This is a genomic window from Pirellulaceae bacterium, assembly GCA_019636385.1.
GTDB lineage: Bacteria > Planctomycetota > Planctomycetia > Pirellulales > Pirellulaceae > Aureliella.
Genome location: JAHBXT010000007.1, coordinates 1 through 25,168 on the forward strand (window position 1 = coordinate 1; position 25,168 = coordinate 25,168).

The 25,168-nt window shown below is 55.6% G+C and carries 24 protein-coding genes; 9 read left to right on the forward strand and 15 right to left on the reverse strand.

The window, feature by feature from the left end; all coding sequences use genetic code 11:
- Positions 1-277 (forward strand): hypothetical protein (locus tag KF752_19905; protein ID MBX3423827.1); only part of this gene is annotated, 277 nt, incomplete at its 5' end.
- A 1,031-nt stretch (positions 278-1,308) separates the two neighbouring features.
- Here KF752_19905 and KF752_19910 read toward each other — a convergent pair.
- The 12 genes from KF752_19910 to KF752_19965 form a co-directional block, all read right to left on the reverse strand.
- Positions 1,309-1,596 (reverse strand): hypothetical protein, encoded by a 288-nt coding sequence (locus KF752_19910; protein MBX3423828.1) that lies wholly within the window; start codon positions 1,594-1,596, stop codon positions 1,309-1,311.
- A gap of 70 nt (positions 1,597-1,666) precedes the next feature.
- The gene (locus KF752_19915) at positions 1,667-1,894 is read right to left on the reverse strand and encodes a hypothetical protein (protein ID MBX3423829.1); all 228 of its coding nucleotides are present in this window, start codon (positions 1,892-1,894) and stop codon (positions 1,667-1,669) included.
- Between the two features lie 24 nt (positions 1,895-1,918).
- Positions 1,919-2,611 carry a hypothetical protein gene (locus KF752_19920; GenBank protein ID MBX3423830.1) on the reverse strand — a complete coding sequence of 231 codons (693 nt, stop codon included), beginning with the start codon at positions 2,609-2,611 and terminating at the stop codon, positions 1,919-1,921.
- Positions 2,612-2,752: 141 nt separating this feature from the next.
- On the reverse strand, positions 2,753-2,968 hold the full coding sequence (locus tag KF752_19925) for a hypothetical protein (protein MBX3423831.1): 216 nt from the start codon (positions 2,966-2,968) through the stop codon (positions 2,753-2,755).
- Between the two features lie 178 nt (positions 2,969-3,146).
- The gene (locus tag KF752_19930; GenBank protein ID MBX3423832.1) at positions 3,147-3,632 is read right to left on the reverse strand and encodes a hypothetical protein; all 486 of its coding nucleotides are present in this window, start codon (positions 3,630-3,632) and stop codon (positions 3,147-3,149) included.
- A 2-nt stretch (positions 3,633-3,634) separates the two neighbouring features.
- Positions 3,635-4,135, reverse strand: coding sequence for a hypothetical protein (locus KF752_19935; GenBank protein ID MBX3423833.1), 501 nt, complete (start codon positions 4,133-4,135; stop codon positions 3,635-3,637).
- 18 nt (positions 4,136-4,153) lie between these two features.
- Positions 4,154-4,933 carry a hypothetical protein gene (locus KF752_19940; protein MBX3423834.1) on the reverse strand — a complete coding sequence of 260 codons (780 nt, stop codon included), beginning with the start codon at positions 4,931-4,933 and terminating at the stop codon, positions 4,154-4,156.
- Complete coding sequence (locus KF752_19945) at positions 4,881-7,409, reverse strand: hypothetical protein (protein ID MBX3423835.1); 2,529 nt, start codon at positions 7,407-7,409, stop codon at positions 4,881-4,883. The genes KF752_19940 and KF752_19945 overlap by 53 nt, the downstream gene beginning before the upstream one ends.
- A 1,165-nt stretch (positions 7,410-8,574) precedes the next feature.
- The gene (locus tag KF752_19950; GenBank protein ID MBX3423836.1) at positions 8,575-10,485 is read right to left on the reverse strand and encodes a hypothetical protein; all 1,911 of its coding nucleotides are present in this window, start codon (positions 10,483-10,485) and stop codon (positions 8,575-8,577) included.
- Between the two features lie 21 nt (positions 10,486-10,506).
- Positions 10,507-11,928, reverse strand: a complete 1,422-nt coding sequence (gene hflX / locus KF752_19955) for a GTPase HflX (GenBank protein MBX3423837.1) — start codon at positions 11,926-11,928, stop codon at positions 10,507-10,509.
- A gap of 263 nt (positions 11,929-12,191) precedes the next feature.
- Positions 12,192-13,229, reverse strand: coding sequence for a site-2 protease family protein (locus KF752_19960; GenBank protein MBX3423838.1), 1,038 nt, complete (start codon positions 13,227-13,229; stop codon positions 12,192-12,194).
- Between the two features lie 74 nt (positions 13,230-13,303).
- Complete coding sequence (locus KF752_19965) at positions 13,304-13,837, reverse strand: VanZ family protein (protein ID MBX3423839.1); 534 nt, start codon at positions 13,835-13,837, stop codon at positions 13,304-13,306.
- Positions 13,838-14,029: 192 nt separating this feature from the next.
- Here KF752_19965 and KF752_19970 point away from each other — a divergent pair, with 192 nt between their 5' ends.
- Genes KF752_19970 through KF752_19980 form a run of 3 tightly spaced genes read left to right on the forward strand, consistent with a single transcriptional unit; the run spans position 14,030 to position 15,923 of the window.
- On the forward strand, positions 14,030-14,728 hold the full coding sequence (locus tag KF752_19970; protein MBX3423840.1) for a DUF1080 domain-containing protein: 699 nt from the start codon (positions 14,030-14,032) through the stop codon (positions 14,726-14,728).
- Positions 14,729-14,787: 59 nt separating this feature from the next.
- Positions 14,788-15,252 carry a tRNA adenosine(34) deaminase TadA gene (gene tadA, locus KF752_19975; protein MBX3423841.1) on the forward strand — a complete coding sequence of 155 codons (465 nt, stop codon included), beginning with the start codon at positions 14,788-14,790 and terminating at the stop codon, positions 15,250-15,252.
- 5 nt (positions 15,253-15,257) lie between these two features.
- On the forward strand, positions 15,258-15,923 hold the full coding sequence (locus KF752_19980; protein ID MBX3423842.1) for a hypothetical protein: 666 nt from the start codon (positions 15,258-15,260) through the stop codon (positions 15,921-15,923).
- 112 nt (positions 15,924-16,035) lie between these two features.
- On the opposite strand, the gene coaD is transcribed toward KF752_19980, so the two are convergent.
- Positions 16,036-16,542: a pantetheine-phosphate adenylyltransferase gene (coaD, locus tag KF752_19985; protein ID MBX3423843.1), complete on the reverse strand. Its 507-nt coding sequence runs from the start codon at positions 16,540-16,542 to the stop codon at positions 16,036-16,038.
- A gap of 89 nt (positions 16,543-16,631) precedes the next feature.
- The gene (locus KF752_19990; protein ID MBX3423844.1) at positions 16,632-17,813 is read right to left on the reverse strand and encodes an aminotransferase class V-fold PLP-dependent enzyme; all 1,182 of its coding nucleotides are present in this window, start codon (positions 17,811-17,813) and stop codon (positions 16,632-16,634) included.
- Positions 17,814-18,115: 302 nt separating this feature from the next.
- Here KF752_19990 and KF752_19995 point away from each other — a divergent pair, with 302 nt between their 5' ends.
- The gene (locus KF752_19995) at positions 18,116-18,316 is read left to right on the forward strand and encodes a hypothetical protein (GenBank protein ID MBX3423845.1); all 201 of its coding nucleotides are present in this window, start codon (positions 18,116-18,118) and stop codon (positions 18,314-18,316) included.
- Between the two features lie 26 nt (positions 18,317-18,342).
- Here the strand turns inward: KF752_19995 and KF752_20000 are convergent, their stop codons facing one another.
- Entirely contained in the window at positions 18,343-18,840 is a 498-nt protein-coding gene (locus KF752_20000) for a flagellar protein FliS (GenBank protein ID MBX3423846.1), read from the reverse strand.
- Positions 18,841-19,009: 169 nt separating this feature from the next.
- Between KF752_20000 and KF752_20005 the strand changes: the two genes are divergently transcribed.
- The 4 genes from KF752_20005 (at position 19,010) to KF752_20020 (ending at position 25,070) form a co-directional block, all read left to right on the forward strand.
- Positions 19,010-19,819, forward strand: coding sequence for a hypothetical protein (locus KF752_20005; GenBank protein ID MBX3423847.1), 810 nt, complete (start codon positions 19,010-19,012; stop codon positions 19,817-19,819).
- 93 nt (positions 19,820-19,912) lie between these two features.
- Positions 19,913-20,470: a GNAT family N-acetyltransferase gene (locus KF752_20010; GenBank protein MBX3423848.1), complete on the forward strand. Its 558-nt coding sequence runs from the start codon at positions 19,913-19,915 to the stop codon at positions 20,468-20,470.
- A gap of 189 nt (positions 20,471-20,659) precedes the next feature.
- Positions 20,660-21,346: an ABC transporter ATP-binding protein gene (locus tag KF752_20015; GenBank protein MBX3423849.1), complete on the forward strand. Its 687-nt coding sequence runs from the start codon at positions 20,660-20,662 to the stop codon at positions 21,344-21,346.
- Between the two features lie 16 nt (positions 21,347-21,362).
- Complete coding sequence (locus KF752_20020; GenBank protein MBX3423850.1) at positions 21,363-25,070, forward strand: ABC transporter permease; 3,708 nt, start codon at positions 21,363-21,365, stop codon at positions 25,068-25,070.
- Positions 25,071-25,168 lie beyond the last annotated feature (98 nt).

The window sequence follows — 25,168 nt, forward strand, 5'->3', positions numbered from 1 at the left end:
GAACCTGACGACTGTCGAATATATCCAACTGCTGGACTGGACGGCGCGACAAGTTGTTCCGGGCAAACGCGGTAGCACGCCTGAAAGGGCTCCGCCGATATTTGAACGACTGAAGCTTGGCATGTCACCCGACACGTTTGGCGAACTGGTCGGCAGTTTCGGCAAACTGTTTAAGCTTGTAGCCGGCAAGCCCAGTGTCGTGGATGCTCACCGCAGTCAGCGCCGACGCAAACGCTTTACGATGGATACTGCCGCGCGGCGATTGTTAGAAGTCTAACGCGAATTCTTGCGGCTGTCGCGGAACTGGCAAACTGCCCCGCAATTCAGAGCCGGCAATACACTGCCTGCAGGGCTGTAATGCGAGGCATCGTAATGATGTTGATTCTGCCTCACGTCAGCTGACGGGTTCCCTAGCTGAATGCCAATTTCGGCAAGCCGTACTCGGGCAATATTGCGTTGCACCGAAGCAGCGACAACCAAACTAGCGATTATCTATCGGGCCGTTCGCCCTTATCCCCCAAACCCATCAAATTATTCTGTCAATCCACTGTCCCCCCGACAGATTGCTGTGTCCCCCAGCGCGAGCGGGGGCGGGGGTGTTCGAATCAAACTACGTCTGACGGCGCAAGAGACTGGGCTGTCCGTGAAAGCGGGACCACCTCACGGCGCCCGTACTTTACCCCCAGCCATCCTGCTGTGTCCCCAGGGGAGCCCGCCATCGGGCTGCCTTCGGCCTCCACTTCTTTCCGGGTTGCCAATGGTAGCAGCCTTTCCGCTCCCAACCGGGGAACGCATCCTGCTAAGACATTGCGGCGGCTTCCTGCCGCCGCTCTTCAGTTCGTTCTGCTTCGCAATCGTCCTTCAACCACACTAGGCAGCGTTGATGAGGTCGCTATCTCTGCGAATTCATCGAATGATTCAGGAGGGCAACTGCCGCTTGTTACATATCCATACTGCCCTTCTACAAGCTTCGTGATCTTTTCTAGCTCGCTTTCGATTGAACCCTTTGGGCCACCAATGCCCACAATCATTCGACCCTCACCAGTAAAAAAGAGCATGACTTGGTCCGGTTCACCTTCGGAATCGCAATCCCAGTACACTGAGTAACTCGACTCGCGATCATTCTCCAAACGTTCAATCAATTCGGAAGGATTCTTGTACGTGATTTCTGGCTCGTCTGCGAACTCAGGGTACGGGTACTCTTCCGCAACTTGCGTTCGACTCCTTCCGAATGCATCCAAAAACCTGTTCGCAACTGCCTTCGAGCGGCTACCACACAGAACGTATATCTCTGTAGCATCCATTCTGTCACCTCGCCTTCCCTGCGCTGATGAAGATGTCGTCAAGCGTCTCGTAGTAGTAATACTTCGTTCCGTTAAACCAAGCCTCATAGAAGTTCACATCCACCGATTGGCCATTGAACGGCTTTTTCGGTGGATTAGGAATCTTGGTTCCATTCTCGCGAATATATCCATCGATGTTATTGAACTGAGTCCGCAAGGCTTCTGCGTTCTTTTGGCTCCAGGCAGGAAGCCCAAGCTCTTGGGCATGCCGAGAATATGAGTGCTGAAACGCCCTGCGTTGAGCAGCGGTCATCTGCGCCCACGGCGTCGTATGGCCTATTTGCGATACGACTCCACTAACTGGGGCACGGCTACAAGATCAATCAATAATCCGATGGTCCCTCGACGTGCTCACCTGAATTCCGCAGTTCCATCGTAGCTTGTTCGGCACGTTCCCAATCGGGAAATTCGACAGTCAAGCAAACCGAATCCGGCAAGTCGATCTCACGGTAGGTGATCTCGCCGTCGTACGTCGCAACCTTCTCACGCGTCAACTCCTCACGCCGTAAGTCCTCTGGCTTTTTGTAATAAATCTCAATCATTGCAGTCATAGTCGTACTCTGAAATCATAGTTGCTATTCGGGAAAGAAGATATGTCCCCATGAACCCCCAGTTCCCTTTTTCCCGTTCGTCCAGTCCGCGAATTTGATGTGGGGTAAGTTATTGCCCACGCCGGGTTCAGGCGGATGAATCTGGAACCATTTCTTAACTCCCGGAGGCGGACTTGGATACGGTTGTCCGGCAATTGCTCGTGGTAACTCTACCGTATCAGGCATCGCCTTTCGTATCGTTGCGAGAGCGTCATCTAACGACTTAACAGTGTGGTTAAAGACACCCGCAACTTTAATTCCTTTAACCACAACATTGTCGACCAGTCCCTTAACTGGGGCTTTGTTCAGCTTACTTAACGCTGCAGCAGCGGCGACCGCTGGGCGGCCGGTGGCGGCAGCCATTTTCACAATTTTAACTGAATCTCCAAAGCCCGGGATCGTGGCGATCAGGTTTGTAATTGCATCTTCATAATTACCGCGACCCAGCGAGATGCCCGCGTTGGCTAGGTCGAATAGGATGCCAAGGCCAGGGGCAAAGCCGCCGACGTCCAGCCCAAGCTGCACGCCATCGAGCACCCTCGTCCACCAGTCACTGGCCTCTGGTTCTTCCTCGGACTGGGTTACCGTAGTGGGTAAGACAATCTCATACTCGGTCCTGCCATCCGGTCCATAGGTGCCCGAAACGAATACCAGAGCCTCCGGTGTGCTTAGCTCCAAAGACGGCAGACCGCTTTGGTAAGACCCGCTGACGTTGACGTGCGGATCACCGAATATTGCAAAGCTCTGGCTGGGTAGCTGGTCTGATGAGATATTAGCGGTGTACGTGTTCTCAGCTGTGTATTGGGTATACAGGTGATCTTAGCCGCCATTGATCGACCAATCTTGGAGCGTGGCCGCGCGGTAGTAGACCGTGTGTTTCTTGCCCAGTGCAGCCCCACCGTTCCACACAGGCTGGTCATCGACCAACGTACCCAATGCGCCAAATTGTTGTTTGCTGCGCGCTTCGTGGACTTCGGTGTGTGTGATGTTGGTCGTCTTGTACCAGCTGGGATACTCATGGCGGATATGCGTCATTGTGTCTTCGATGAAGTTTGAAGTGCGACAGATTGCTGTGTCCCCAGGGGACTCCAACGATTCGTATACCTTCCAGCCAATCCGCATGGCCCCAGACTTGGGCTTGGCGATCGGCAGATGATTGCCCAAAAATCCATGCTACTCAGTGTAGCAGCCAAGTATTGGCACTATCAATCGATTACGGAACGGCCATTGCGATAATCTCAGCTCGCGTAAGTCGCTCTTGCGGCTCTAGTTCAATCGTGCCTTTCAAAGCGTCCGACTCACCGAGGACAAATGCACGTATGTCGTAATGAATCGGGAAGACCGACTCGACATCTCTTTCGAGAAAAGCAGCGAGACGAGCTGGACTGCGGTCTTCATAGTCAAAGTCATGGTACCTCGCTAAATGGAACCATTTCCCATTGTTTTCAACGGATATTGTAATGAAATGTTCAGTCAATCTTGCGTTGGTCGTATCGATATTCCCGAGAAAACTCCATACCGTAGTTCCATCTGCAAGCGTAACTTGTGCCGCAACCAAACGTCCCTTCAGGTCTTTGCAAGGAAGTTTCTTGACCGGGGTTAATTCCGTTTCGTTACTTCGTGGCCTATTTGCGAAACGCCAAATTGGATTTTCTCGCATCTCAACTGATGAAATAGATTCGATACTTGATTTTCTCATGGTCATAGTCCAGGGAATCCATTATTCAACATCGACTGCCACAGATTGGTACCGTGCTTTAAGTCAAATGCCTTGGTATATGCAGCCAAGTCCGCTGCCAACTGCGCTCGGCCGGTCGCGCTGAGGTTGTCGAAGTAGTTTTTCCCCCACTGACGGGGCAATATTTTGTCTAAACCACTGTGGTACAACTGGTGAAGGGCTTTTGGCATTTCTACCAAATCTTGCTTGAGTGGTCCACCCAGATACTTCGGCCAAGCGTGATGAAGTTCCGTTGTCGCCTTGTTCAGCTTGCTAAGCGCCACAGCGGCGGCAATCCCGGCGCCACCACCGGCGGCGGCCATCTTGGCTAGTTTGGCTGCGTCTCCGAATCCGGGTATCGAGGCAAGCAGGTTGATTAATGCTTCCTGATCGTTGCCACGACCCAGCGAGACACCAGCATTGGCTAAGTCGAATAGGATGCCGATGCCAGGGGCAAAGCCGCCAACGTCTAGCGCTATCTGCACGCCATCCAAGATGCGCGTCTACCAGCCGGTGTCTTGCTGACCGCTAGGATCGATCCCTATATCTGTCCGGATGATCTCGAGCTCGGTTTCGGAGTCGGGATAGGTTCCCGAGACGATCACCTGTTGGCCGGGCGTTGTCAACTCGAACGAGGGCTTACGGTACGATCCAGTGACGTTTTTGTGAGTGTCGCCGAAAAGGTCAAAACTCTCGCTCGGCGGCTGGTCAGGAGTGATGGTGGCGGTGTAGGTGTCGCCTATCGTGTATTTGGTGTACAGATGGTCGTGATAGTGTTCTGCCGCATACCAATCTTGGAGCGTGGCCGCGCGGTAGTAGACCGTGTGTTTCTTGCCCAGTGCAGCCCCACCGTTCCACACAGGCTGGTCATCGACCAACGTACCCGATGCGCCAAATTGTTGTTTGCTGCGCGCTTCGTGGACTTCGGTGTGTGTGATGTTGGTCGTCTTGTACCAGCTGGGATACTCATGGCGGATATGCGTCATTGTGTCTTCGATGAACCAGCCTGCTCCAGGTGCATCGGCTGTTAATTGGCCGCTGGCCTGCGCCGGATCGTCAGCTTGGGCTGAGGCCGAGCCGTGGCCGTGGCCCTGATCGACCAGCTTGCGCTTGAAGGTCAGTCTGGTAACACCGTTGGTGGTGATCGTGCCATCCCCATCGCTGAGTACCCCGTGATCGAACCGCTCGGCGATGATCTCTTCCACGTCCTGACCCGACGCATGGCTGTGGCTAGCATGCTGAGCGGTGCCATCTGCGTTGGGCTGAGCACGCAAATGCGTCATCAGGACCATTGGTAATGGCGGAAGTCGAATCCTGGTTGGCATTACCTTGACCGTTACCGAGCGCCTGGATGCCCTTAAACCACAGGGCTTTGTATTGGCTGGTGCCGCCAATGGCCGGATTGGGTTCGGTCTGGCTTTCAGGCTTGATAACCAGTTGCCCATCGTCGCGGCCATCGGCATCCAGTTGCGCGTTGGCCGAATCCTCCGAACCGCCGAAGGCTCCCAGCCAATGGGATTGTCCCTGAGCTTCACGCAGAATTCCCATAACGTGCCAGTGGCCGTTGACCGATGCCGTCCCACTGCTGGAACGGCTGCTGGATGCGGCCAGTGAAAAGCCTGCACCAACAAAACAGGCCTCTACTGCCGACGGCGCTGAGCCTGCTATAACGGAGGATGCATAATCGGCAAGGTATTCAATATAGGGCTGGCACCCCAGTGCGCTCAGTGGCACAACAGGTGCATCATTGTTGCCAACCGTACCCGAGGGCATGCTCATATCATCATACGCTGCGTTCATCTGGCTGATGGTTTCGTCGTAGTCGATGTCCGTACGGCCACCTGGGGCGATGACCGGTGCTGGCGGAGCCTGAGGATTAGCCGGGTCTACTGTACGACTGAGGTCTCCCGAACTCAGCGAAGTACTGAGGCTTTCGGTCTGCTCAAACCCGCGCGCCTCCTGAGTAAAGCCGCTAGCGTTGATCAGCCGATCAACAATGTTCTGCGCAGGCGTGGCACCGATTTGAAAAAGGAAGGGGGTGTTGGCAATATTCAGGCTGGCATGCACTAGCTCTGTGGCCCGATATGCTGCTGACCAGGAGGCCGAGCCGGTCACGTCGGATGTCGCATTACCACTGCCAGAACCGGGGGCCGTTATGGGCGGGCCATTGCCGGCGGTGTAGCCAGGATCATCCGAGGTTGAGCCACCACCGGCCGTAGCGGTGCTCATCGAAGCTGTGGCCGATGCGCTGGCTACGGTTTGAACAGCATCCAGGTAATTCAGGGCGATGGTCCAACGTGTGCCCCCCCCAATATTGCTAAATAGCGGACTGTTGACGGTGGCGGTCGTGGTGCCCCGTGCGGCGGTAAAGGTCATGAACACAAACCCGACCCGCGTCGTGCTGACGTTACTGGACCAATCACCCTCTGTGTGCCATGGGTTGTCCGGTGATTGGGCACTAAGCCCAGGATCATTCTCCGGATCATCCTCAGGGTCGTCCCCCGGTGGCGGTTCCAGTTCAGATAAAGGGCCGCCATCGAGTGTGGATTCGGAAACAAAATAGGTCATCGACAATGTTTCGGTATAGGTCCAGAAATCGTGGCTGGTCCAATTGACCGTGACCGTGTGAGTCCACTGCGAACCAAAGCCGGTTGGCGTAATCGGGTCTTGCCGCACGTTGGTAAAGCTGACCAGCCCGACTGGCTCGAAACTGCCCGGATCGACGCCGCTGGCAGCAAAGCGTATCTGAGGGAAATCGACATGCGGAATGGCCGGAGGATCGTTCGACACGCTGCCACCAGTGCCAGAACCGTTGGGGCCGTCTTCACCTTCCTCTGCCAGAGACAATGGGCTCCAAGCCGTGGCGGAGTCAAGCTGCAGGCTGGGTTGCGTAAACGTCTGGCCAAACAGGCTAGCGATCAACGAGCCATCGACGGCCTGGGATATCTGCTGACCAGTTATGGAGTGTGTTTGGACACGCAATCCGTAGTCCACCGCTTCCTCTTGAGACTCAATGCTAAAGCTACCTGAGGATGGCTGGTTGCCACCACCGGAGGTCATCATCTGACTCTCAGCATTCTGCATCGATTGAACTAAGTTTTTGTTACTGGCGCTAGGACCCATAAGTTGTCCGCCGACCAGATGTGTCGGCGATGTGGCGGCCAGCAGCGCTTGGGAGATGGCGCTGGAGTCGATCTTGGGCGGCGTGGCCAGCAGCGGAGCATCCGGCGGTGGCTGGCCATCGGCGATAGCCACATTGAGCTGGCTGGCCGAAACCACTGGGTCGCTTTGAAAATACTGTTGCCAGTTGGTACCGGCAATCGACTGCGAGATGGCCGAGGCGACATTGCGCGTACCTTGAGAGACGGGGCGCTGCGCGCTTTCGGAAGTCGAGCCAACAGCCGATAGCGTCCTAGCCAACGCAGTCTCAGCGTGATCTTCCAGCAATTGTCCAACGGCCTGCTTGGTCGCCGGTTCCCGCTGATTGTTGGCGGCAATCAGGCTGTGCGCCTCATTCCGCCAGATTCGCAGTTCCGGTACGTTTTCGACGACCTGGTATTGCTCTGCTGAAATGGTAGAGCCATTGAGCAGCGCCTGGCCGACCAATAGCTGATCCAGCATCAGATCAGCCGACAACACTCGGCGATCCTCCAATGTTTCCAGCAGCAGTGCGCGGACTCGACGACGATTGTTGTTTCGGCTGGACGATGATTGCCTGCTCAGAGCCGATCGGAAACGCCAGAGGACGGTGCGGTTCATGGTGGAGACTCCGGAGCGCGATGAGGTTTCGAAGACTTGAATTCAAATTGGCAGCATGACTGGAACTGGCAATAAGGGGCGTTCAGAGTCTGTTGCGTCAGCCAGGCGAGCAGGTTGTCCCTCGCTTGACCCAGCGGGTTGGGAAGTTCGGGCTGGGGCTTTCACCGAGGCACTCAGGCACGGAGTCGCTGCGCAGAGGGGTGGGGCGGGTCGCGTGCAGCAGACCCGAATATCTGCGGTAACTGCTGATTCGACTGGGGTACGTGCAGAGGCGGATGAGCAGCGCTTCCAAGACGCGCCAGCCCAAGGAGCGCCTGGGAATGAAGATACGCGATGAGTAACAGCGCGCCACGCTCTGGCGAACGCAGCTCCGGGCCAGACGCAGAAGCTGCCTAAGCTGCCTAAGCTGTGAGCTGTTTTCATAATGTCGCCCGAATTGCAAAGACAGAAAATACCCAATGGAATAGTGGGGTTCTTCGCTTCGTCAGAGGCGTCGTGCCTATGCAAACTAATCCTGGGGCAGCTTGCAGGTCCAATTAGGGTGGATATTCCAGCGCGTGTCAAGCATTTTTTTTTCTTAAATCAGAATATTCTTGAGGAAACAGTTCTTCACTTGTTGGGGGCGGTCGGTGGATGTGTTCGATGTGGAACATGCCAGCCGTGTGGGCGGAGCAAACGGCAACTATCGTGAACTAAGAAACCCTTCACGCTCTAGGTTGCGTAGCGACGAAACACAGCTTCACTCAAATGCATCATCAAGTTGGAGGAGGGGGAGGAGAGGTGTCTCAGGAGGAGGAGGAGGAGGAGGAGGAGACCCCAGTCGACCCTGCTCGTTCCGAAATGGTGTGGCAGCAACTGGTGAATGCGACCAACATTTCTTCGTAGATCTCCTGCCGCAAGCGCATCTTGTATCAACACTTGGCCAAGCGATTGCGATACTGGTTTCGGCCCTAATAGACACCACGCCGTGAGCGTTCCAGTCATTCTGCGACGATTCTTGACGCTGCTCATAGTTCCGATCACAGATGCGTCCACGCGGTGGCCAGGTGCGTTGAAAGTGATGGCACGACGATTAGGGTGGCCGGCTACGGATTCCATCACCAAACCCTGCACCGAGAAGGCCTGCGGGTCTGGCTAGGCCAATCGACATGCATTGGCCAATTCACTACGGGGTCTGATGATCGGGGTCCAGGCCAACGATGGAGAGAAGTTTCAGCGCATTGGTTGTTGGGGTTGCGCCGGGACGGAGTCGATAGTCAAATCGCATGACTTGCCGGCCGCTAGCATCGCTCTCAAAGTACTCGCGGAAATGCACGACCTGAGCTAACTCGGACAGCGGGGCGACTTTTGCCAATTCCAGGTCGTGGGTCGACAACAGTCCGACGGCACCTAGGTTGATGAGCTGCTGCAGGACGCGACTGACGGCGATCTGTCGCTCGCGACTGTTTGTTCCTTGCAGTATTTCGTCTAACAGAAAAAACAACCGAGGCTGCTCAGGCTGGCTGTGCTGCCGCGCGGTATCGACGATGGTTTTTAGCCGATTCAGTTCGGCCATGTAGAACGAGACCCCATCCTGCAGGCTATCACGAATGCGAATGCTGCTGGCCAGTTCATATATCGGCACCGCCAGATACGCCGCACAGGTGGGGCTGCCGGTACGCGCTAACAACAGGTTGACTCCAACGGCGCGAATAAAGGTGCTCTTGCCAGCCATGTTGGAGCCAGTGATGAGCAACAAAGGCCCGATACCGGTCAGTTGCACATCGTTAACGACGCGCTTGGAGGCCGCGATCAGCGGATGGCCCAATTGCCGTGCATCTAACAAGTACTCTGGTTGCTGCTGCGTGATTGGATAGGCCCAGTCGGGATTCTCGTCGGCCAAGGTGGCTGCACTGGTCAACGCTTCACAACGCCCCAGGGCTTCAAACCAACTGTGAACACTGCTGCCAAAGCGCCGCTTCCAAGCTTCCAACCAACGCATGACGCGAAAATCCCACAGCAAGAGGAGCTGCAGAATCAAATAGGGTAGATACAGCAGTGCACTATTCTGAAGTGATGCCCAACGGATTCGACGATTCAGACTCTGATAGCCAATCACGGCGCAGGTCGGCTCGCGTGTGCACGTCTGACGAATCCGCTGCAACAGGCCACCGTCGTTGGGCAACTGTTCGAGCATGGAAAAAACCTGCGTAAACTGCCGAGTCGCCTGATGTTGTCCGATGACACGTTGGAATACAGCGTGAATCCATCCGCCCCACAGCAGTGTCACTAAGATGTTGGTCACCGCCCCCATCGCTAAGCCAATAAATCCTGCGTTGGTGAGCCATGGGATACCGCGCCACAATCCGCACGCGAGCATGCCGGCACCGCTCAGCAAAATGCCAGGTCCGACGCGACTGAGCAGATGGGCTAGCGGATGTTGTTTTAGCCACGACGGCGATTGTGCCCACTGGACCAATTCATAAGGCTGGCTGGCACCAAAGCCAATATTGGAGATGCGCCGCACCAATTCCAGACGAAAATCGCGTACGCTGCTCAACGCTTGCACGGAGTTTTGTCGCTGATGCACCTGCTCCCAGGTGGGCACATCACACAACCAACGTTGTAAAACGGCTTGTCCGGGGTGTGTTCCCGCTAACGACAACAGGCTAAGTAGGCTACAACCGCCTGCAATGTCCAAATCGTCGGCGTACGCAGGCGGTGTAACTTCGGGTAACCAGCCCTGAGCGGGTAAGCGGGACCAGTTGCGATCGATGCGCGCGATCATCCGCTCCCAAAAATCGATATCGTGGCTGGACTCCAGATGCCGAAAGCGCAAGTGCTCATTGCGAATAATAGCTACCAGAAAGGCCACCGCTAACGACCATCCCAGCGGAGACAGTACATGCGGAACAATCTGGCCGACATACGCCAAGAACAGTGCAACTACGACGCCAGCAAAGATGAGGGTACGAATCCGCACCAATTGCCCCAGCAGTCGCTGCAGTCGAGACAAATTGCCTACCGCCTCAGCAAGACGCTGAGCGTAAACGTGGCGTGCATCTACGACTTCACTGGTCACTTTGTCTCCTGCCATTGCCCAGTGATTCCGCGCGCGTTACGCAACGTCCTCGTCAGCCATTGGCGGTGGTAACATATCGCTTTGCGATAGTGCATTTGTCTGATGTGGAAGCACCCGAGTTGTCGGCAACCACGACTGCCAATTCTCGTCGGTCGCCTCAGTGGCTGTGGGCTGATCGCTGCCCAGCACCTCAATGGCGTACCCTGCATGGCGCAAGCGTCCGGCGTGGCGTAGCGGCAAGCGCACATGGATTTCGACATAGTCGTCATGGAATTGTTGACTTAACACTTCGCCGACCTTCGACAGCCAGGCCAGTGTGCGACCATCGGTAACGTTCAGGCGAATGCCAAGACTGACAAAGCCATCGCTAAGTGCGGTGCTGACCGCAGCGGTCAATTGATCCAAGCCTTGCTCCGAGTGCGCACTGATCGGGATTGCGTGCGGGTAGCGTGCCAGTACCGCTCCGCAATAACGATCGGCACCGGGAACATCCATTTTATTGACCGCCAGGATTGTGCGTTTTTCGTCGATACCCAATTCGTGCAGCACATTGTAAACGGCGGAAATCTGGTCCAGCACGGCCGGATTGCTGCCGTCGGCCACGTGAATCAGCAGATCAGCTTCGCGGGCTTCTTCCAGCGTCGCGCGGAAGCTGGCGACCAAATTGTGCGGAAGATCGCGGATGAATCCTACCGTATCGCTCAGCAGCACCGGCCCCCAACTGGGCAAATTCCAGCGACGTGTGCGAGTATCTAAAGTGGCAAACAGTTTGTTCACCGCCTCGACTCCGGCTTGGGTTAAATGGTTCATCAGCGTGCTCTTTCCCGCGTTGGTATAGCCAACCAGCGACACGGTCATGAAATCGTTACGGCCGGCGACTTCGCGCGCTTTGCGAGCTTGCACTTTGGACATATCATCGCGCAACTCGTGAATTCGCTTTTCTACCAGGCGACGGTCAACTTCCAATTGTTTTTCACCTGGACCGCGCATGCCGACGCCCATGGTCTGACGCGACAGGTGCGTCCACAGGCGTTTGAGACGCGGCAGGGAATACTCAAGCTGCGCCAATTCAACAGCCAGGCGCGCTTCTCGGGTGCGTGCGTTGGAAGCAAAGATATCCAGAATCAATTCGGTGCGATCGATGACTTTGGTTTCCAAAGCCTGTTCCAGATTCCGCGTTTGACTGGGAGATAGGTCGTTGTCGAAAATGACGACATCGGCCTGATGGTCTTGGGCGAGCTGCTTGAGTTCAGCGACTTTTCCTTTGCCCAAATAGGTCTTGGGGTCAGGGGATTCGCGTCGCTGTGTTACGCCACCTACGACGGCAGTGCCGGCTGTTTCAGCCAGGCCAATCAATTCATCGAGTGGGTTGTCCGTAAAGGCGTCCGACGGGCCAATTAGCCGGGCCAGCACAGCTCGTTCGCGAGCAATGCTCTCGCTGCGATAGTGTTCTTGCACTGTGGGTCAGGGTCTCCATGCAAAGGGTTTCTGGCGTTTAGACTTAATCCACCGATAATGATTTCCTGTACCGAGTCCTCAGGCAATGCCGTGTACACCACCCATGGGCTCGATTCGATTAATTATAGTTCAATTTCACTGCGGTAAAGTAGTCGGCCCCCAGTACGCAACTTCGTCAGCATCCCCATAAATGGACCGCGTAGCCAGCGGCGGGCACCCTCACAGCGGCGCACTTTCCTGGGGACAATGACTTGGCTCGTGGATTAGCCTACCAACACGATAGGGTTGGCCGGGACACACAGCAGCGGCAGCGACAGTGATGCCCAGCCCAACACTTGCCGTCTCCAGCCCAGCGAGCGTGAATCGTCGCTGGACGGCGGATGGCGCAGACCCATGAGCACTACCAATACTAACATCAGCGAGAAGACGATAACTTGCTGATAGAGCATGAAGGCCACAGCGGCGGCCAGCGTCGCGCGGGCGATGTGAATCGACTTATCACCCACCAGTCCAAACGTAACGTGCCCACCGTCCAACTGTCCCAATGGCATCATATTGATGCCTGTCACCAGCAGACCACCCCAACCGGCCATCAGCAGCGGTGTGGCCTGGTCGTTGTCGATCATTAAAAAATGACCGGCCGTTTCTGGTGTGATCCAAGCAGCTAGCCACTGAATCAACAGCGGTTGACCCATGCGGATGACACCTTCGGGCGCATAAGCTATGCCATGGGGATGCATAAGGCCGTAGATAATCAGGGGGATCGCCACGACTAGTCCTGCCAGTGGACCGGCAATACCAATGTCGAATATCTGCCGGCGATCCGCACGACCGCTTTGCATCATAATCACGGCACCCATCGTTCCAAAGGGAGAAAAATAGGGGAGGGGGATGAATAGCGGAGGCGTGCTGGGCACGCGATAGATCAAGGTCATTACATAATGCCCCAATTCATGCGCCGCCAAAATAGCCATCAGACCGAGCGCGAATTGAAGGCCGTCAGCCCAGTTGGCCAGCAGCGCTTGACGGAAAGGCAGCATCGTGCCTACCAATTGGGATTCTGCCGTCAGCGCCTGCGGTACCCAGGCGGCCACACCGGTGAAGAATGTTGAAACTGCGGTGATCAGTGCCAGACAGAGCGCGATGCGATTCATGCGTCGATCAGATGTCGGCTGTGTTTGCATAGTCTCCATGTCTGCGGGCGACTGGAGCTGCGACGGTGACAATCGTAGAAACTGCTCGTCGTCGATGCGCTGCACGTGGGCTGATTCCACTTTGGGGGGTCCGTCCTGAGGGGCCATGGAAGTGCCCTATTGTTGCAAAGATTGACGGTCCTTCAATCGGTTGGAACGTCCATTTTTGAAACAGTGATCGGTCAGCGAGACATCATCAGGATCAGCCTGCGACCAGCATCGAAACACCACAGCGTTTTGCGGACTGCCAGGTAGAGGACAACGCCGCAGGCAGCACCCACAACATCTGCCGCCAAATCGTAGGGGCAACAATGACGCCCAGGAATGAATTTTTGCGTCAACTCGTCAACGCACCCATAGCCACCGGCGATCAAGAACGTCACTCCCGCTCGCGTCAGATGTCCTCCAGGCCGCGTTGGGATCGCCCAAGCAACCAAGAACGCTAATCCGGCAAAGGCCCCCATGTGCAGCAGCTTGTCGCTCATTCGCAAGACCGGAAGCGAGGCGCTTGGTAGGTGTGTCCCCGCGAACAGCAGCAACCAGTAGGCGGCCATGCAGATCGAGGCGATTCTGATGGTTTTGCCAGCAGATTGATTCAATCGTTGCCACCATGGACTCCAAGTTTTGGCTCCAGTTGGTAGCTGAAGCGCCCTGGATTGAACGTGCGTGACCAGAGGAACGGCGCTCTGAGCGGTGGTGGTAAACTGAGTTTGCATAGCGGTAAAATTTCGAGATTCTGTTGGAGTTTCTCTTATTCCCTAGTTCATCATTCGGCTGGCTTGGCCCAAAATGTTTGATCGAGGTTCCGAAATCGCCAACTTGGCCGACCATCTACTGTGGATACCACAATGGCTGCTTTACCGTCACAATCCTTAGCCCCCTCTCTTAGGGTACGTGTTGTAATCACTTTGCTCTTGTCCGGTGGGCTGTGGACGAAACTGCCTGGGGTGTGGGGCCAAGAGTCCACTTCGAAGGTGCCGGCCGCCCCTAAAGAAAACGCAGACTCGGCGGTCAACGGCAAGATGCCGTGGAAAAAACTGCTGGCCGAGACAGGCTTGGAGGGCTGGACTGCAACCGACTTCTATAAGCCCGGAAAAGTGTACCGCGATGGCCAGCTACTGGTCATGGAGGAGGGCAATCCGATGACCGGTATCACCTACCAGGGCAAGAACTTCCCAACCCAGAACTATGAAATTGAGTTCCAAGCTCGACGAACTTCGGGCAACGATTTCCTGTGCGGCTTGACCTTTCCCGTCGGAAAATCGTATTGCTCGTTCATCGGCGGTGGCTGGGGTGGTGGAGTGGTTGGACTGTCCAGCGTCGATGGTGCGGATGCCTCGGAAAACCAAACATCGGGCTACCACGAGTTTAAAAATCAGCAGTGGTACACATTTCGCTTGGCGGTGGACGAGGAGTTCATTCGTGGCTGGATCGATGACCAGGAAGTATTTAATCAGGAACGAGAAGACCATGAATTCTCAACGCGCATCGAAGTCTTCGCTTGCCAGCCGCTGGGACTTTGCGCCTATCGATCGCGAGTCGAAATCAAAAACCTTCGCTGGCGGCAGTTGAACGATGAAGCGGCGGCAGTGGGAGCAGGCCAGTGATTGCCGAGCCTAGCCCCGACGATGGTATTGACGAGTTCTACCAGCCAGCGGCGGACATCATGGACTGGGATCGTCATTTCATGCGCAGCGCTTATGCATTGGCAGAACAGGCATTGGAAGCCGATGAAGTTCCAGTCGGGTCGGTAATCGTTCACAACCGGCGCATCATCGGCTCAGGCTGGAATCAGCGCCAGACTCTGCAAGACCCGACAGCTCACGCGGAAATGATCGCGATCACTCAGGCAGCTGCCAGCTTAACAAGTTGGCGACTGCAGGACTGCACCTTGTATGTCACCCTGGAACCCTGCCCCATGTGCGCCGGTGCGATACTGCAATCCAGAATACCCCGAGTTGTTTACGGTGCGCCGGATCCGAAGGCGGGAGCGGTGGCTTCGCTATTTCGGCTGCTGGACGATCCGCGCATGAATCATCGCTGTCAATTGACTGGCGGGATGATGGCCGAGCAGTGCGGAGCCATTTTGTCCCAGTTTTTTCAGCTCAAACGCCAACAAGGAAAGAAGTAGTCACCGTGGCCGAAACTGCAGAATTGCCAGAGCTGGACCCGTGCATGTTGCTGCATGTGCGTCTGCGCGTTCATCGCCTGCAACGCAACTATAGCACCCACCCCGAAACCTTGCCCGACGAAGCGATAGTACCTTGCCTGAGCCAAGAGCTGGGTGGCGGAAATCGATTTGCACAGGTGCGAGTGGCAGTGGGCACCAACGCCATGTTCTTCCAAGTAGACGTGCAGGGCAAGACCACGTTGCCGTGGTGTCGCGATTCGCGACTGGAGGACAGCGATGGTTTGCACCTGTGGATTGACACGCGACCATCTCGCGAGATTCATCGAGCCACTCGATTCTGCCATCGCTTTGGTCTATTGCCATTGGGCCGTGGCCCCAAAGCGGACCTGCCATACTTTGGCTGGACGTCGATCAACCGCGCTCGAGCCAATTCGCCGATGCCACCGGACGAATTAATGTCAATTCGCTCGCGCGTGGCCGATGGAAAATACCGGATTGTGGCCGCACTGCACTTCGATGCACTGCATGGATTGAATCTGGAGGACTTTCCTACGATTGGATTCTACTTTGCTGTGCAAGATCGTGAACTGGGCATGCACTGCCTGACCCATCGACTGGAGGCTGCTGTCACTGAAAACCCTAGTCTGTGGACAGAACTGGTTATGGTTTAACCGTACCGGTTGTGGTTGAACCATGCGCCCGGTGGCCGCATCCGTTCAGGGTTTCGCAGTCATGTAACTGCGCGGTGTGCGACCGGCTTGGTTAGACGCAAGCTGTGGTGAGCTAAACCCTAGGTATCTTGGCGCGTAGCGGCTTGATGATTTGAGCTGGCACGAACTTGGCTAACATCTCGTCATCGCTCAGCGGCACGATCTGCTTAATCAGCGAGCTGGAGACGTGCGAAGTTTCTTCGTCGGACATCAGGAAGATGGTCTCGATCTCGGAGTCCAACTGACGATTGGCCATCATCATCGTGAATTCACCGGCAATGTCCGTCAATGGGCGAATACCTCGCACCATGACTCGTGCACCGCGGCTGCGTACAAAACGCACCGCCAAACCGCTGAATATCTCGACACTGATATTCGCGTAAGGTAGCAATACTTCGCGCATCAAGCTGGCGCGTTCCTCTGGAGAAAACAGAGGCTGCTTCTCGGTGTTGATCCCGATGCCAATAATTAACCGATCAAACAGCCGGCTGGCCCGCTGTATGACGCTCAAGTGCCCCAGTGTAATAGGATCGAAAGAACCCGTGTAGACTCCAATGTGTGTGTCGAGATTCTCAGCCATGATCACCGATCGTAAATTGTCAATGGTGGAACAGTGCGTTAACTGCGGACAGTAATTATAGAAGCATTTCTTGCTGCGTGATGCGTGACCTATTGGCTCTGGCGAAAATCGGCTAAAGCTTCCACCAGCCGCTGACAGTCCTCCGAGTTGTTGTAGGCGTGAGTTGACAATCGAAGTCGTCCTCCGCGCACGCTGGTGGCGATGCCGCGTGTCAAAAGATACTTGCGCGCGCGCAGGTAATGTGCTTCGCCAATTCGTTCGGCTTCCAACCAACGAACCCCCAGAATGCCGCTGCGATGCTGCTGTGATTCAGGCACTTCGACCTGGAAGTCGTCGGAACGCAGAGCCTCTACAAGCTGATCGACGTTTTCCAAGATCGCCTGGGCCACTGGGCTGCTGGGCGCATTGCAGTCGAGCTCCAACAGCAGTTCTAAGCTGCTTCCAAAAGCCAACATGCCGACCATGCTTGCCGATCCACCTTCGTAACGTTCGGCGGTTGCTTTTAGTTCACGCGATCGAGGGTCAAAGGTTCCGCTTGCCAAGCTATTCCACCCGACTCCCAGCGGCTGAAGCATATCCAAATGCCGACTCCGGACGTACAACATGCCGGCACCCTCTGGACCAAGCAGCCACTTGTGACCGTCGGCCGCCAGAAAGTCGATTGGCGTGTGGCTGACGTCCACTGAAAACGCTCCTAACCCTTGGATGGCATCCAGCATCAGCAGGCAGCCTCGTTGCTGAACCAGCTCGGCAATTTGTTGCAAGTCGCAACGAAATCCACTGGCGAAACCGATCCAGGACAAAGCGACGATCCGCGTCCGCTGGTCGATGCACTGGTCTATGTCCTGCGGCAGCAGCTGGCCACCTGCAGGCACGGCTACGGTCCGCACCTGGACGCCGCGACGCGCCAGATTTAGCCAGGGCAGTAGATTCGATGGGAATTCGTTGTCGGGCACCACCACATTGTCGCCAGGCTGCCACGGAAATCCCTCGGCAATCACGCTAATCGATGTCGTCGTATTAGGAAGCAGCGCGATTTCACTGGTATCGGCACCGATTAAACGGGCAGCAGCCTGACGGGTGGTTTCGACACCTGCTGCCCACTGCAGCCAACACGTATCCCCCGATCCTACAGCCTGTTCGGCAAACCTGACTATCGCCTGGCCAGCCCGCTGAGGCAACGGTGAAACTGCGGCATGGTCATAGTAGGCCAGTTCCCGGGCTACCGGCATTTCCAGGCGTAGTTTGGATCGAACAGTGCTGGCATCCATTGCGTTTTTGTCTTAGAAGAGGCGCTGGGACGCTACGAATGGTACCGTCCTTACAACCGTTCCACTTTCCGGAAGTAGTAAATTTGGGCGACTGGGAGAGCTAGATGACAGTTGGGCGCTTTGGATTATACTACCCCCATGCCTGTGGTCCCAACGAATGAATTTCTCCGCCCGGATTGCGATGCAAGCGGGCAGGCTACACAGCCTCACGGGGAGTGCCAGAATGGCTTGTCATTTCGGTCTCGCGCCACCCGATAACCTATCGTCCGAACTCGTCTGACATAACCCTTTGAGACTGGCTAATGCCGAAAGCACTATGTTTGATCGGGCTAGTTTTCTCTAGCTTGGTCTTCCTGATTTTTCTACTGGACATAGTGCTTGGCTTGATCGGCAGCGATCTGGCACCGCTGATGATGGCGACCCTGGTAATGGACATTATCTTTATGATTGCGGCGGCGGGACTGGGCTATGTGTCTTGGACGACTTACAAAGAACAACGTTAGCAGCGTGGGAACCTGTCCTGAAAGCCTTAAATCTCAAGGCTAAAGCCGCCAGCCAGCTCGCTGGTACCCCATTCCGGAGCCACAATCGGCGCTCTACGGGCTGAGCCTTGAGGATTGCCTTCACGGATGTCGGCCCGACCCTCGGCCAACATCGAATTCCGGACCACCTGTTCCCAAGTCTCGTTTTCTAAATGCAGCAGCTCCTGCAGCGTCTGCAGTTTTGTCCGATCGCGATCGGATTCAATTTCCGTGATGAGTTTGATAAGGTAAACGTAGAAATCCGCCACCGGACGGCTGACCGGGTTAGCGCTATCGCAGACTCCGCCCAGCAGCTCTCCCAAGATATCTCGAATACGCAGCAGCCATCCGTCGCCTTGAGCCTGCTCTTGGCCGTCCCATAACTGTCGTACCAACCCACACAACTCCTCAGCCCGTTGGATCAGCATCCAACGCAGTCGTAGCGGCGATGCCGACATGACTTCTTGGTAAAGATAGGGGTTTGATTCCTCTGGGACATGCTGCATGTTGATTGGTTCCAGTTACGTGTGGGGCTGTGGTCCATTGATCGAGTTCCCACGCCGACTACCATAACAGCAATTGAGTTACTTCGTTTGGCCCCATTGATGGGCGCGATTTTAAGTCCTACACGCTGGTTAATCCATTCGGTGCGAAAATCCCGCGACCGGTTTTTCAATGACTCAGCAAGTTGCCATCACGAGCTCGCATAATCCGTTTTTTCGATACTGCTTACGGCTTCGGCTCAACCGACAGCGTCGCAAGGCCGGGCAGTTTCTGATTGACGGCACGGCGGAAATTGCTCGTGCCCACCGAGGTGGCATCCAATTGCTGCACCTGCTCGTCGATGGCGATCAACAATTAGACGATTCGCTCGCGCCGCTACTTGGCGACAGCAGCGCCGTCCAGATTCACACCTTGTCGCGACCGCTGATGGATAAGCTGAGCTATGGACAAGCCGACGGGCGTCCCATCGCCGTCGCCCAGGAGCCGGAACTGTTACTGGATCGACTGAGTCTCCAGCAACATAGCCTGATACTGGTGCTGGATCGTACCGAAAAACCGGGCAATTTGGGAGCCTGCATGCGATCCGCTGCGGCCTGCGGAGTGGACGCGGTGGTCCTGACAGACCCGATCTGCGATCCGTTTAATGCCAACGCGATTCGCGCTAGCCGTGGCACCATGTTTCGTACGCCGCTGGCACAAGCCACCTGCGAGCAGTTTCTGATGCTGGCCGCTTCGATCGAGCTGCCTGTGTTTGCGGCTCGAGTCCAGTCTCACGTCGACCTCTGGCAGTTGGATTTATCACGCGGCGGTGCGATCGTTCTGGGCAACGAATCTCAAGGACTCGGCCCGGACTGGCAGCGCGAACTTGTAACGGATTTTCGGATTCCAATGAGTGATCGGGCCGACAGTTTGAACCTCTCCATCAGTGCAGCGGTCACTCTGTACGAATCGGTCCGTCAGCGTGGTGGCCCCCAAAATTGACCGTCACCGGAACTGAGTGTAGAGTTGAAGGGAGTTGTGTGACGTCGTTTTCGCAAGGCAAAGCGACTTTCATTTTTTTGACTGTGGTGCGTCGTGGCGGTTACCTACTTCAAACGCTACAAAATGGAGCTGCGGCTGGACCGGAATCGCGGGCAAACCTCGTTGCCAGTCGGCTTTCAGTTGCTGCCCTGGTCGATACGCCTGCTGTCTCACCACGCCGACGTGAAGTACCAGAGCTTTCGGGAAGAAATCGACGCGCATGTCTTCCCGTGCCTGGGACAACTGGAGGGTTGCCGACAGTTGATGCGCGAGATCGCCGCCCGCAAAGACTTTGTGCCCACGGCCACCTGGCTAGTCTGTCAAAAATCTGAGTTGCCCAATCACATTCAGCCCGTGGGTACGATCCAGGGACTACGAACCGGTCAACGCGAAGGCGCCATTCAAAACGTGGGTGTTCATCCCGAATTTCGAGATCGAGGCCTTGGCAGCGTATTGATAGACGCTGCGCTCAGAGGCTTTCGGCAAGCCGGCTGCCGGTCGGTGCATCTGGAGGTCACGGTACAGAATACGGACGCTATTCGGCTCTACGAACGACTGGGATTTCGTAGAGTCGAAACTCTCTTCAAGGTAGCAGACGTACAATACGCCTAGTCGCTCATCTGCTCGCACGACACTTCCCATCTCGCTCTGCAAAGCTGTGTGCAACCAGCCTGGAACCAGCGCAGGGCCTAGCCGTCGCTGGAATCCTAAGGTATTAATGTGCTCTGCAGGGCCAACAGCCCCCATGGCCCTGCAGGCAGGATTTCACGAGAACTGATAAGCGATACGACTGAGATTTTGATGGCCGAGTCCCCAATTGGATTGAAAGTCTGCGAGCTGTACAAGGAGTTTCGGACCGCCGCCGAGACTCTTAAGATTTTGACCGGAGTACAGTTTCAAATGCAGCCCGGAGACATCCTGTCCATCGTAGGCCCAAGCGGCTGTGGTAAATCGACTTTGCTACACATTCTAGGCGCGTTAGACTCGCCGACATCGGGCCATATCGAATTGGAGGGAGTCAACCCCTTTGCACTGACTGCCGCTGGGCAAGCCGAATATCGCAACCGTAGCGTAGGTTTCGTATTCCAGGACCACCATCTGCTGCCTCAATTGACGGTGCTTGAGAACGTTTTGCTGCCCGCATTAGCGCATGGCCGAGCAAGTCACGCGGTAGCCCAGCGTGCCCACGAATTGATGGCAGCGGTCGGGCTCAGCGAGCGCAGCGGTCATGTCCCTAGTGAAATAAGCGGTGGGGAGCGTCAACGCGCCGCAGTAGCCAGGGCCCTGTTGCATCGTCCGCCGTTGATACTTGCCGATGAGCCTACGGGCAACCTCGACACGCGATCCAGCCGCAGTGTGGCTGATGTGCTGTTTGATTTGCCAAAACAGCAGGGAGCCATGTTAATCGTCGTTACCCACAGCCCCGAATTGGCCGCTCGTGCAGCTCGACGGATGCGAATCGAGTCGGGTCGCTTGATCGAATGTTGACACGTGGAGGCCGCGAGTGTCGTCACCTAGCCGAATGACCGTTGTCCTACGTTCTTTGGCCTATTTCCGCCGATCCCATTCGGCGGTCGGCCTGGGAGTCGCTGTAGCGACCGCGGTGATTGTCGGCGCTCTGTTGGTGGGGGACAGCGTCCGCAACAGTCTGCGCCGGCTGGTTCTGGAACGACTGGCCAATCTGGAAATGCTGCTCGTCGCCCATCAGTTTGTGGAGCGTCAAACGCTATTGAACGTCGATCCCGCAGTCGTCAATCCACATCTGGCGTTAGCCCCCATCGTGCTACTGAGCAATTGCTCGGCGGAATCAAAGCCCACCCTAGCCAGCGACCAGCTATCGACTCAGACAGCAGCGGCGGTTCAACCCACGGCCGAGCAACGCACGACCACGACGCTCCGCGCGTCGCGAGTGCAATTGTTGGCAATTGACGATCGTTTCTTAGAACTTCTGGATGCTGAAGACCGATCCGAGTTCGCTCGTCCGCCTGCGGAAGATGAAATCTACGTCAACGCGTCGTTGTCACGAGAGTTGAACGTTGGCGTTGGTGACTTGATTACACTACGACTCAGTCAGACCGGTGGTGTGCCCGCAGACAACCCGCTTGGGCGCCGAGATCAAACGTCAGTCGGCCTACCAAGGCAGAAAATCATTGGCATCATCAGTGACCAGTCGATCGGTGGGCTGCGTTTGCAAGCCAGCCAAGAAGCAACATTAAACGTCTTTGCTTCGCTGTCCGGAGTGCAAAGTCTGTTGAAGGTGGGGACTCAAGTCAATGCTGCATTGGTTTTCTCCACTCACCCCAGTGATCATCCACGGCCGATGGATGTCGAGTACGCTGATCGAATCAGCGACCAACTGCGCCCCAAGCTAGAAGACCTGGGCTTACAACTTCGCCGCCATCGACGGCAGTTCCCAGATGCTGCACGTGGGGAATCTTCCGCAGGTCCGATCACGACGCTGTTCGACTATTATCAATTATCTCATAAGCAACTTATCATCAGCGACCAACTCACACGCGCCATCATTCAGGCTGTGGGTGAAAACCAATGCTCGCCGTCGTCGGCTTATCTGGCGAATGTGATCGGCAAGATTGAACCCGATTCTGAGCAAGAAGATCAGTACTTTCGCAATCAATCACTTTACGAAACAAGTTGGACACGTCGGCAAAGGCCGGTGGGTCGCATCGAGCCGCAACCACTGCTACCAATCGTGAGTCGACCCGTTCCCTATTCCATCGTGATGGGGTTGCCCTATGAGGGAGAGTGGAATCTAGATCAATATCGTGCACCAGAAATCGGGCGCATGCGCTCCGTTGGTTGTTGGGTCAATTCGTGGTTAGCCGAGCAGTTGGAAGTCAAACCTGGTGACTGGATTCAGTTGCAGTTCTACGAGCCAGAAACTGTCGACGGTGACCTGAAGCAGTCTCAAGCACGACTGATGGTCGCTGGCATTGTACCGCTGACAGAGCCTGACAAACCCTACGCCCGAAATCGCCCGGCAGCTTTTTCCACTCCTCCGACGCGTTTTAATGATCCCGATCTAACACCTACCGTCGATGGCATCACCGATCAAGAATCCATCGCCAACTGGGATGTTCCGTTTGAGTTGGAGTACCGTGGCTTAATTCAACCAGCTGATGATCGCTATTGGGAAAATCATCGACTGACCCCCAAGGTCATCTTGCCACACTCTGTAGCCGAACGACTGTTTCGTAGCCGGTTTGGATCGACGACCGCGATTTCGATTCCCGCTGGCCGTTTCCCGGATCAGGCACAGTTGGTTCGCACGATCGAAGACGGACTACTAGAGGTGCGACAAGACTGCGGGTTAGTTTTTCGCCCCATTCGCAATGAACAGTTACGATCGGCATCGGGAACCACTCCGTTCGACGCACTGTTCCTGTCGCTCAGTAGTTTCGTCATTGCCTCGGCGGTGATGTTGATCGCGCTGTTGTTCCGACTGGGCATTCAGCAGCGCACTTCCCAACTGGGGTTATTCCTGTCGCAAGGCTATCAACCACGGCAGCTAGGTCGCATGATTCTCTTGGAAATGGCGATCGTCATTGGATTGGGCTGCGGACTTGGCATTGCACTTGGAATTGGTTACGCAAGATTAATTCTGGCTGCGCTGACAAGTTGGTGGATTGGTGCGATATCCGTCAATTTCTTGGAGTTTAGTTTTCGTCCCACTAGCCTTTGGATTGGCACAGTTGTGGGTGGTATCGTTAGCCTGCTGGCCATAGCCGGAACCACGCGAACCATGATGCGCATCCACCCTTTACGACTGCTGCGTGGCGACGCAGGACAAACAGCTTCGGTGCGAAGCGAGTCAATCAAGCCAACTGCTTGGTTCATGGCTGTGGTTTGTCTGCTAGCCGGGCTGCTATTGCCGACGATGGCAACAAACCAACCGGGCATGGTGCGTGCTGGGTATTTTTTGGGTAGCGGAGTGCTGTTGTTGGTGGCAGGGCTTCTATTCTTCCGTCAATGGCTGAGTCGATATGCGAACTCTACTCCAGCCGCTCGCCCCACTCTTTTATCGTTGGCGGTGCGCACTATCGCCCGCAACCCATTGCGCAGTTGGTTAAGTGTTGGCCTGCTGGCTGTAGCCAGTTTTCTAATACTGTCGATCAGCATCTTTCAAGTCAGCCCACATCAAGCGGGCAGTGGCGGTTTCGATCTGATTGGCATGAGCACTCAGCCAATTTACGAAAACCTGGGATCTCCAGCGGCACGAAACGAAACTATTGGGCCTGCCGCCGAGCCGCTTTTGGGTAGCACAATCTTACCGCTGCGCATGCGGGAAGGAGATGACGCCAGTTGCACAAACCTCTTTCAAGTCAACCAGCCTACCATTTTGGGGCTCTCTCAAAAGCTGCAAAAGCTCAGCGATTTGACTTCACAATTTCGATTTTCGTGGGCAGCCACGTCGCAGCCTGATTCACCGTGGACTGTACTTCAGTCGCCGGCCAGCGGTTCACAGGACAGCCCAATTCCCGTTATTTTAGATCAGAACACTGCACAGTGGAGTCTGAAGCAAGGCGGAAACTTGGGCGCCCCCATCGAATTGGAAATCGAAGGCAAGCGGATTCACATGCGCGTCGTAGGACTGTTATCCAACAGCATTTTGCAAGGCAAACTGATCATCTCGGAACGCAATTTCGAGCTGCTGTTTCCGAAAGTCAATGGCTATCGATTTTTCCTGGTACGCAGTTCTGACCCCAGCCGCTCCCAGCGAGTCGCGGCGGCGCTGGAGAGCGGTTGGAGTGATGCCGGCATGGATGTCACCACCAGCCAGGAGGTCTTGCGTCGCTTGCTCGGCGTTCAGAACACTTATATTTCCGCCTTCCAGTCATTAGGCGCTTTGGGTCTGCTATTAGGAACATTCGGCCTCATCGCAGTGCAAATACGTAGCGTTGTCGAACGTCGGCGCGAGTTAGCGGTACTGCAAGCTATCGGCTTTTCCAATAGTCGCATCGGAGGATTGTTGACTTTGGAAACTAGTATTTTGCTTGGCGCTGGACTACTGCTGGGTGGTGTATGTTCTGCAATGGCAGTCGTGCCCTACGTCATCGGTCATGAAACACAGTTAAGCACGCTGTCACCGCTGCTCATGTTGCTAGCCGTTCTAGCCTGCGGATTTGCCACCGCCACCATCGCCGTTCGGCGCGCCCTGCAGTGGCCTGTTCTTGAAAGTTTGCGGAGTGAGTAGGCTGGGAATCCCTTCAGCGATTCTGCCCAGTTTCCCAGAGCCAACTTTTGACAAACAACGATGATGCACAGCCGCGAACCAGCTAGGTGATTAGCAAT

Bases quoted from the DNA above. Each gene is read 5' to 3' on its own strand.
- KF752_19910 (MBX3423828.1), bottom strand. From the start codon at position 1,596: ATGACCGCTGCTCAACGCAGGGCGTTTCAGCACTCATATTCTCGGCAT.
- KF752_19915 (MBX3423829.1), bottom strand. From the start codon at position 1,894: ATGACTGCAATGATTGAGATTTATTACAAAAAGCCAGAGGACTTACGG.
- KF752_19925 (MBX3423831.1), bottom strand. From the start codon at position 2,968: ATGACGCATATCCGCCATGAGTATCCCAGCTGGTACAAGACGACCAAC.
- KF752_19930 (MBX3423832.1), bottom strand. From the start codon at position 3,632: ATGAGAAAATCAAGTATCGAATCTATTTCATCAGTTGAGATGCGAGAA.
- KF752_19940 (MBX3423834.1), bottom strand. From the start codon at position 4,933: ATGACGCATTTGCGTGCTCAGCCCAACGCAGATGGCACCGCTCAGCAT.
- KF752_19945 (MBX3423835.1), bottom strand. From the start codon at position 7,409: ATGAACCGCACCGTCCTCTGGCGTTTCCGATCGGCTCTGAGCAGGCAA.
- KF752_19950 (MBX3423836.1), bottom strand. From the start codon at position 10,485: ATGGCAGGAGACAAAGTGACCAGTGAAGTCGTAGATGCACGCCACGTT.
- KF752_19960 (MBX3423838.1), bottom strand. From the start codon at position 13,229: ATGGCCCCTCAGGACGGACCCCCCAAAGTGGAATCAGCCCACGTGCAG.
- KF752_19965 (MBX3423839.1), bottom strand. From the start codon at position 13,837: ATGCAAACTCAGTTTACCACCACCGCTCAGAGCGCCGTTCCTCTGGTC.
- tadA (MBX3423841.1), top strand. From the start codon at position 14,788: ATGGACTGGGATCGTCATTTCATGCGCAGCGCTTATGCATTGGCAGAA.
- coaD (MBX3423843.1), bottom strand. From the start codon at position 16,542: ATGGCTGAGAATCTCGACACACACATTGGAGTCTACACGGGTTCTTTC.
- KF752_19990 (MBX3423844.1), bottom strand. From the start codon at position 17,813: ATGGATGCCAGCACTGTTCGATCCAAACTACGCCTGGAAATGCCGGTA.
- KF752_19995 (MBX3423845.1), top strand. From the start codon at position 18,116: ATGCCGAAAGCACTATGTTTGATCGGGCTAGTTTTCTCTAGCTTGGTC.
- KF752_20000 (MBX3423846.1), bottom strand. From the start codon at position 18,840: ATGCAGCATGTCCCAGAGGAATCAAACCCCTATCTTTACCAAGAAGTC.
- KF752_20005 (MBX3423847.1), top strand. From the start codon at position 19,010: ATGACTCAGCAAGTTGCCATCACGAGCTCGCATAATCCGTTTTTTCGA.
- KF752_20015 (MBX3423849.1), top strand. From the start codon at position 20,660: ATGGCCGAGTCCCCAATTGGATTGAAAGTCTGCGAGCTGTACAAGGAG.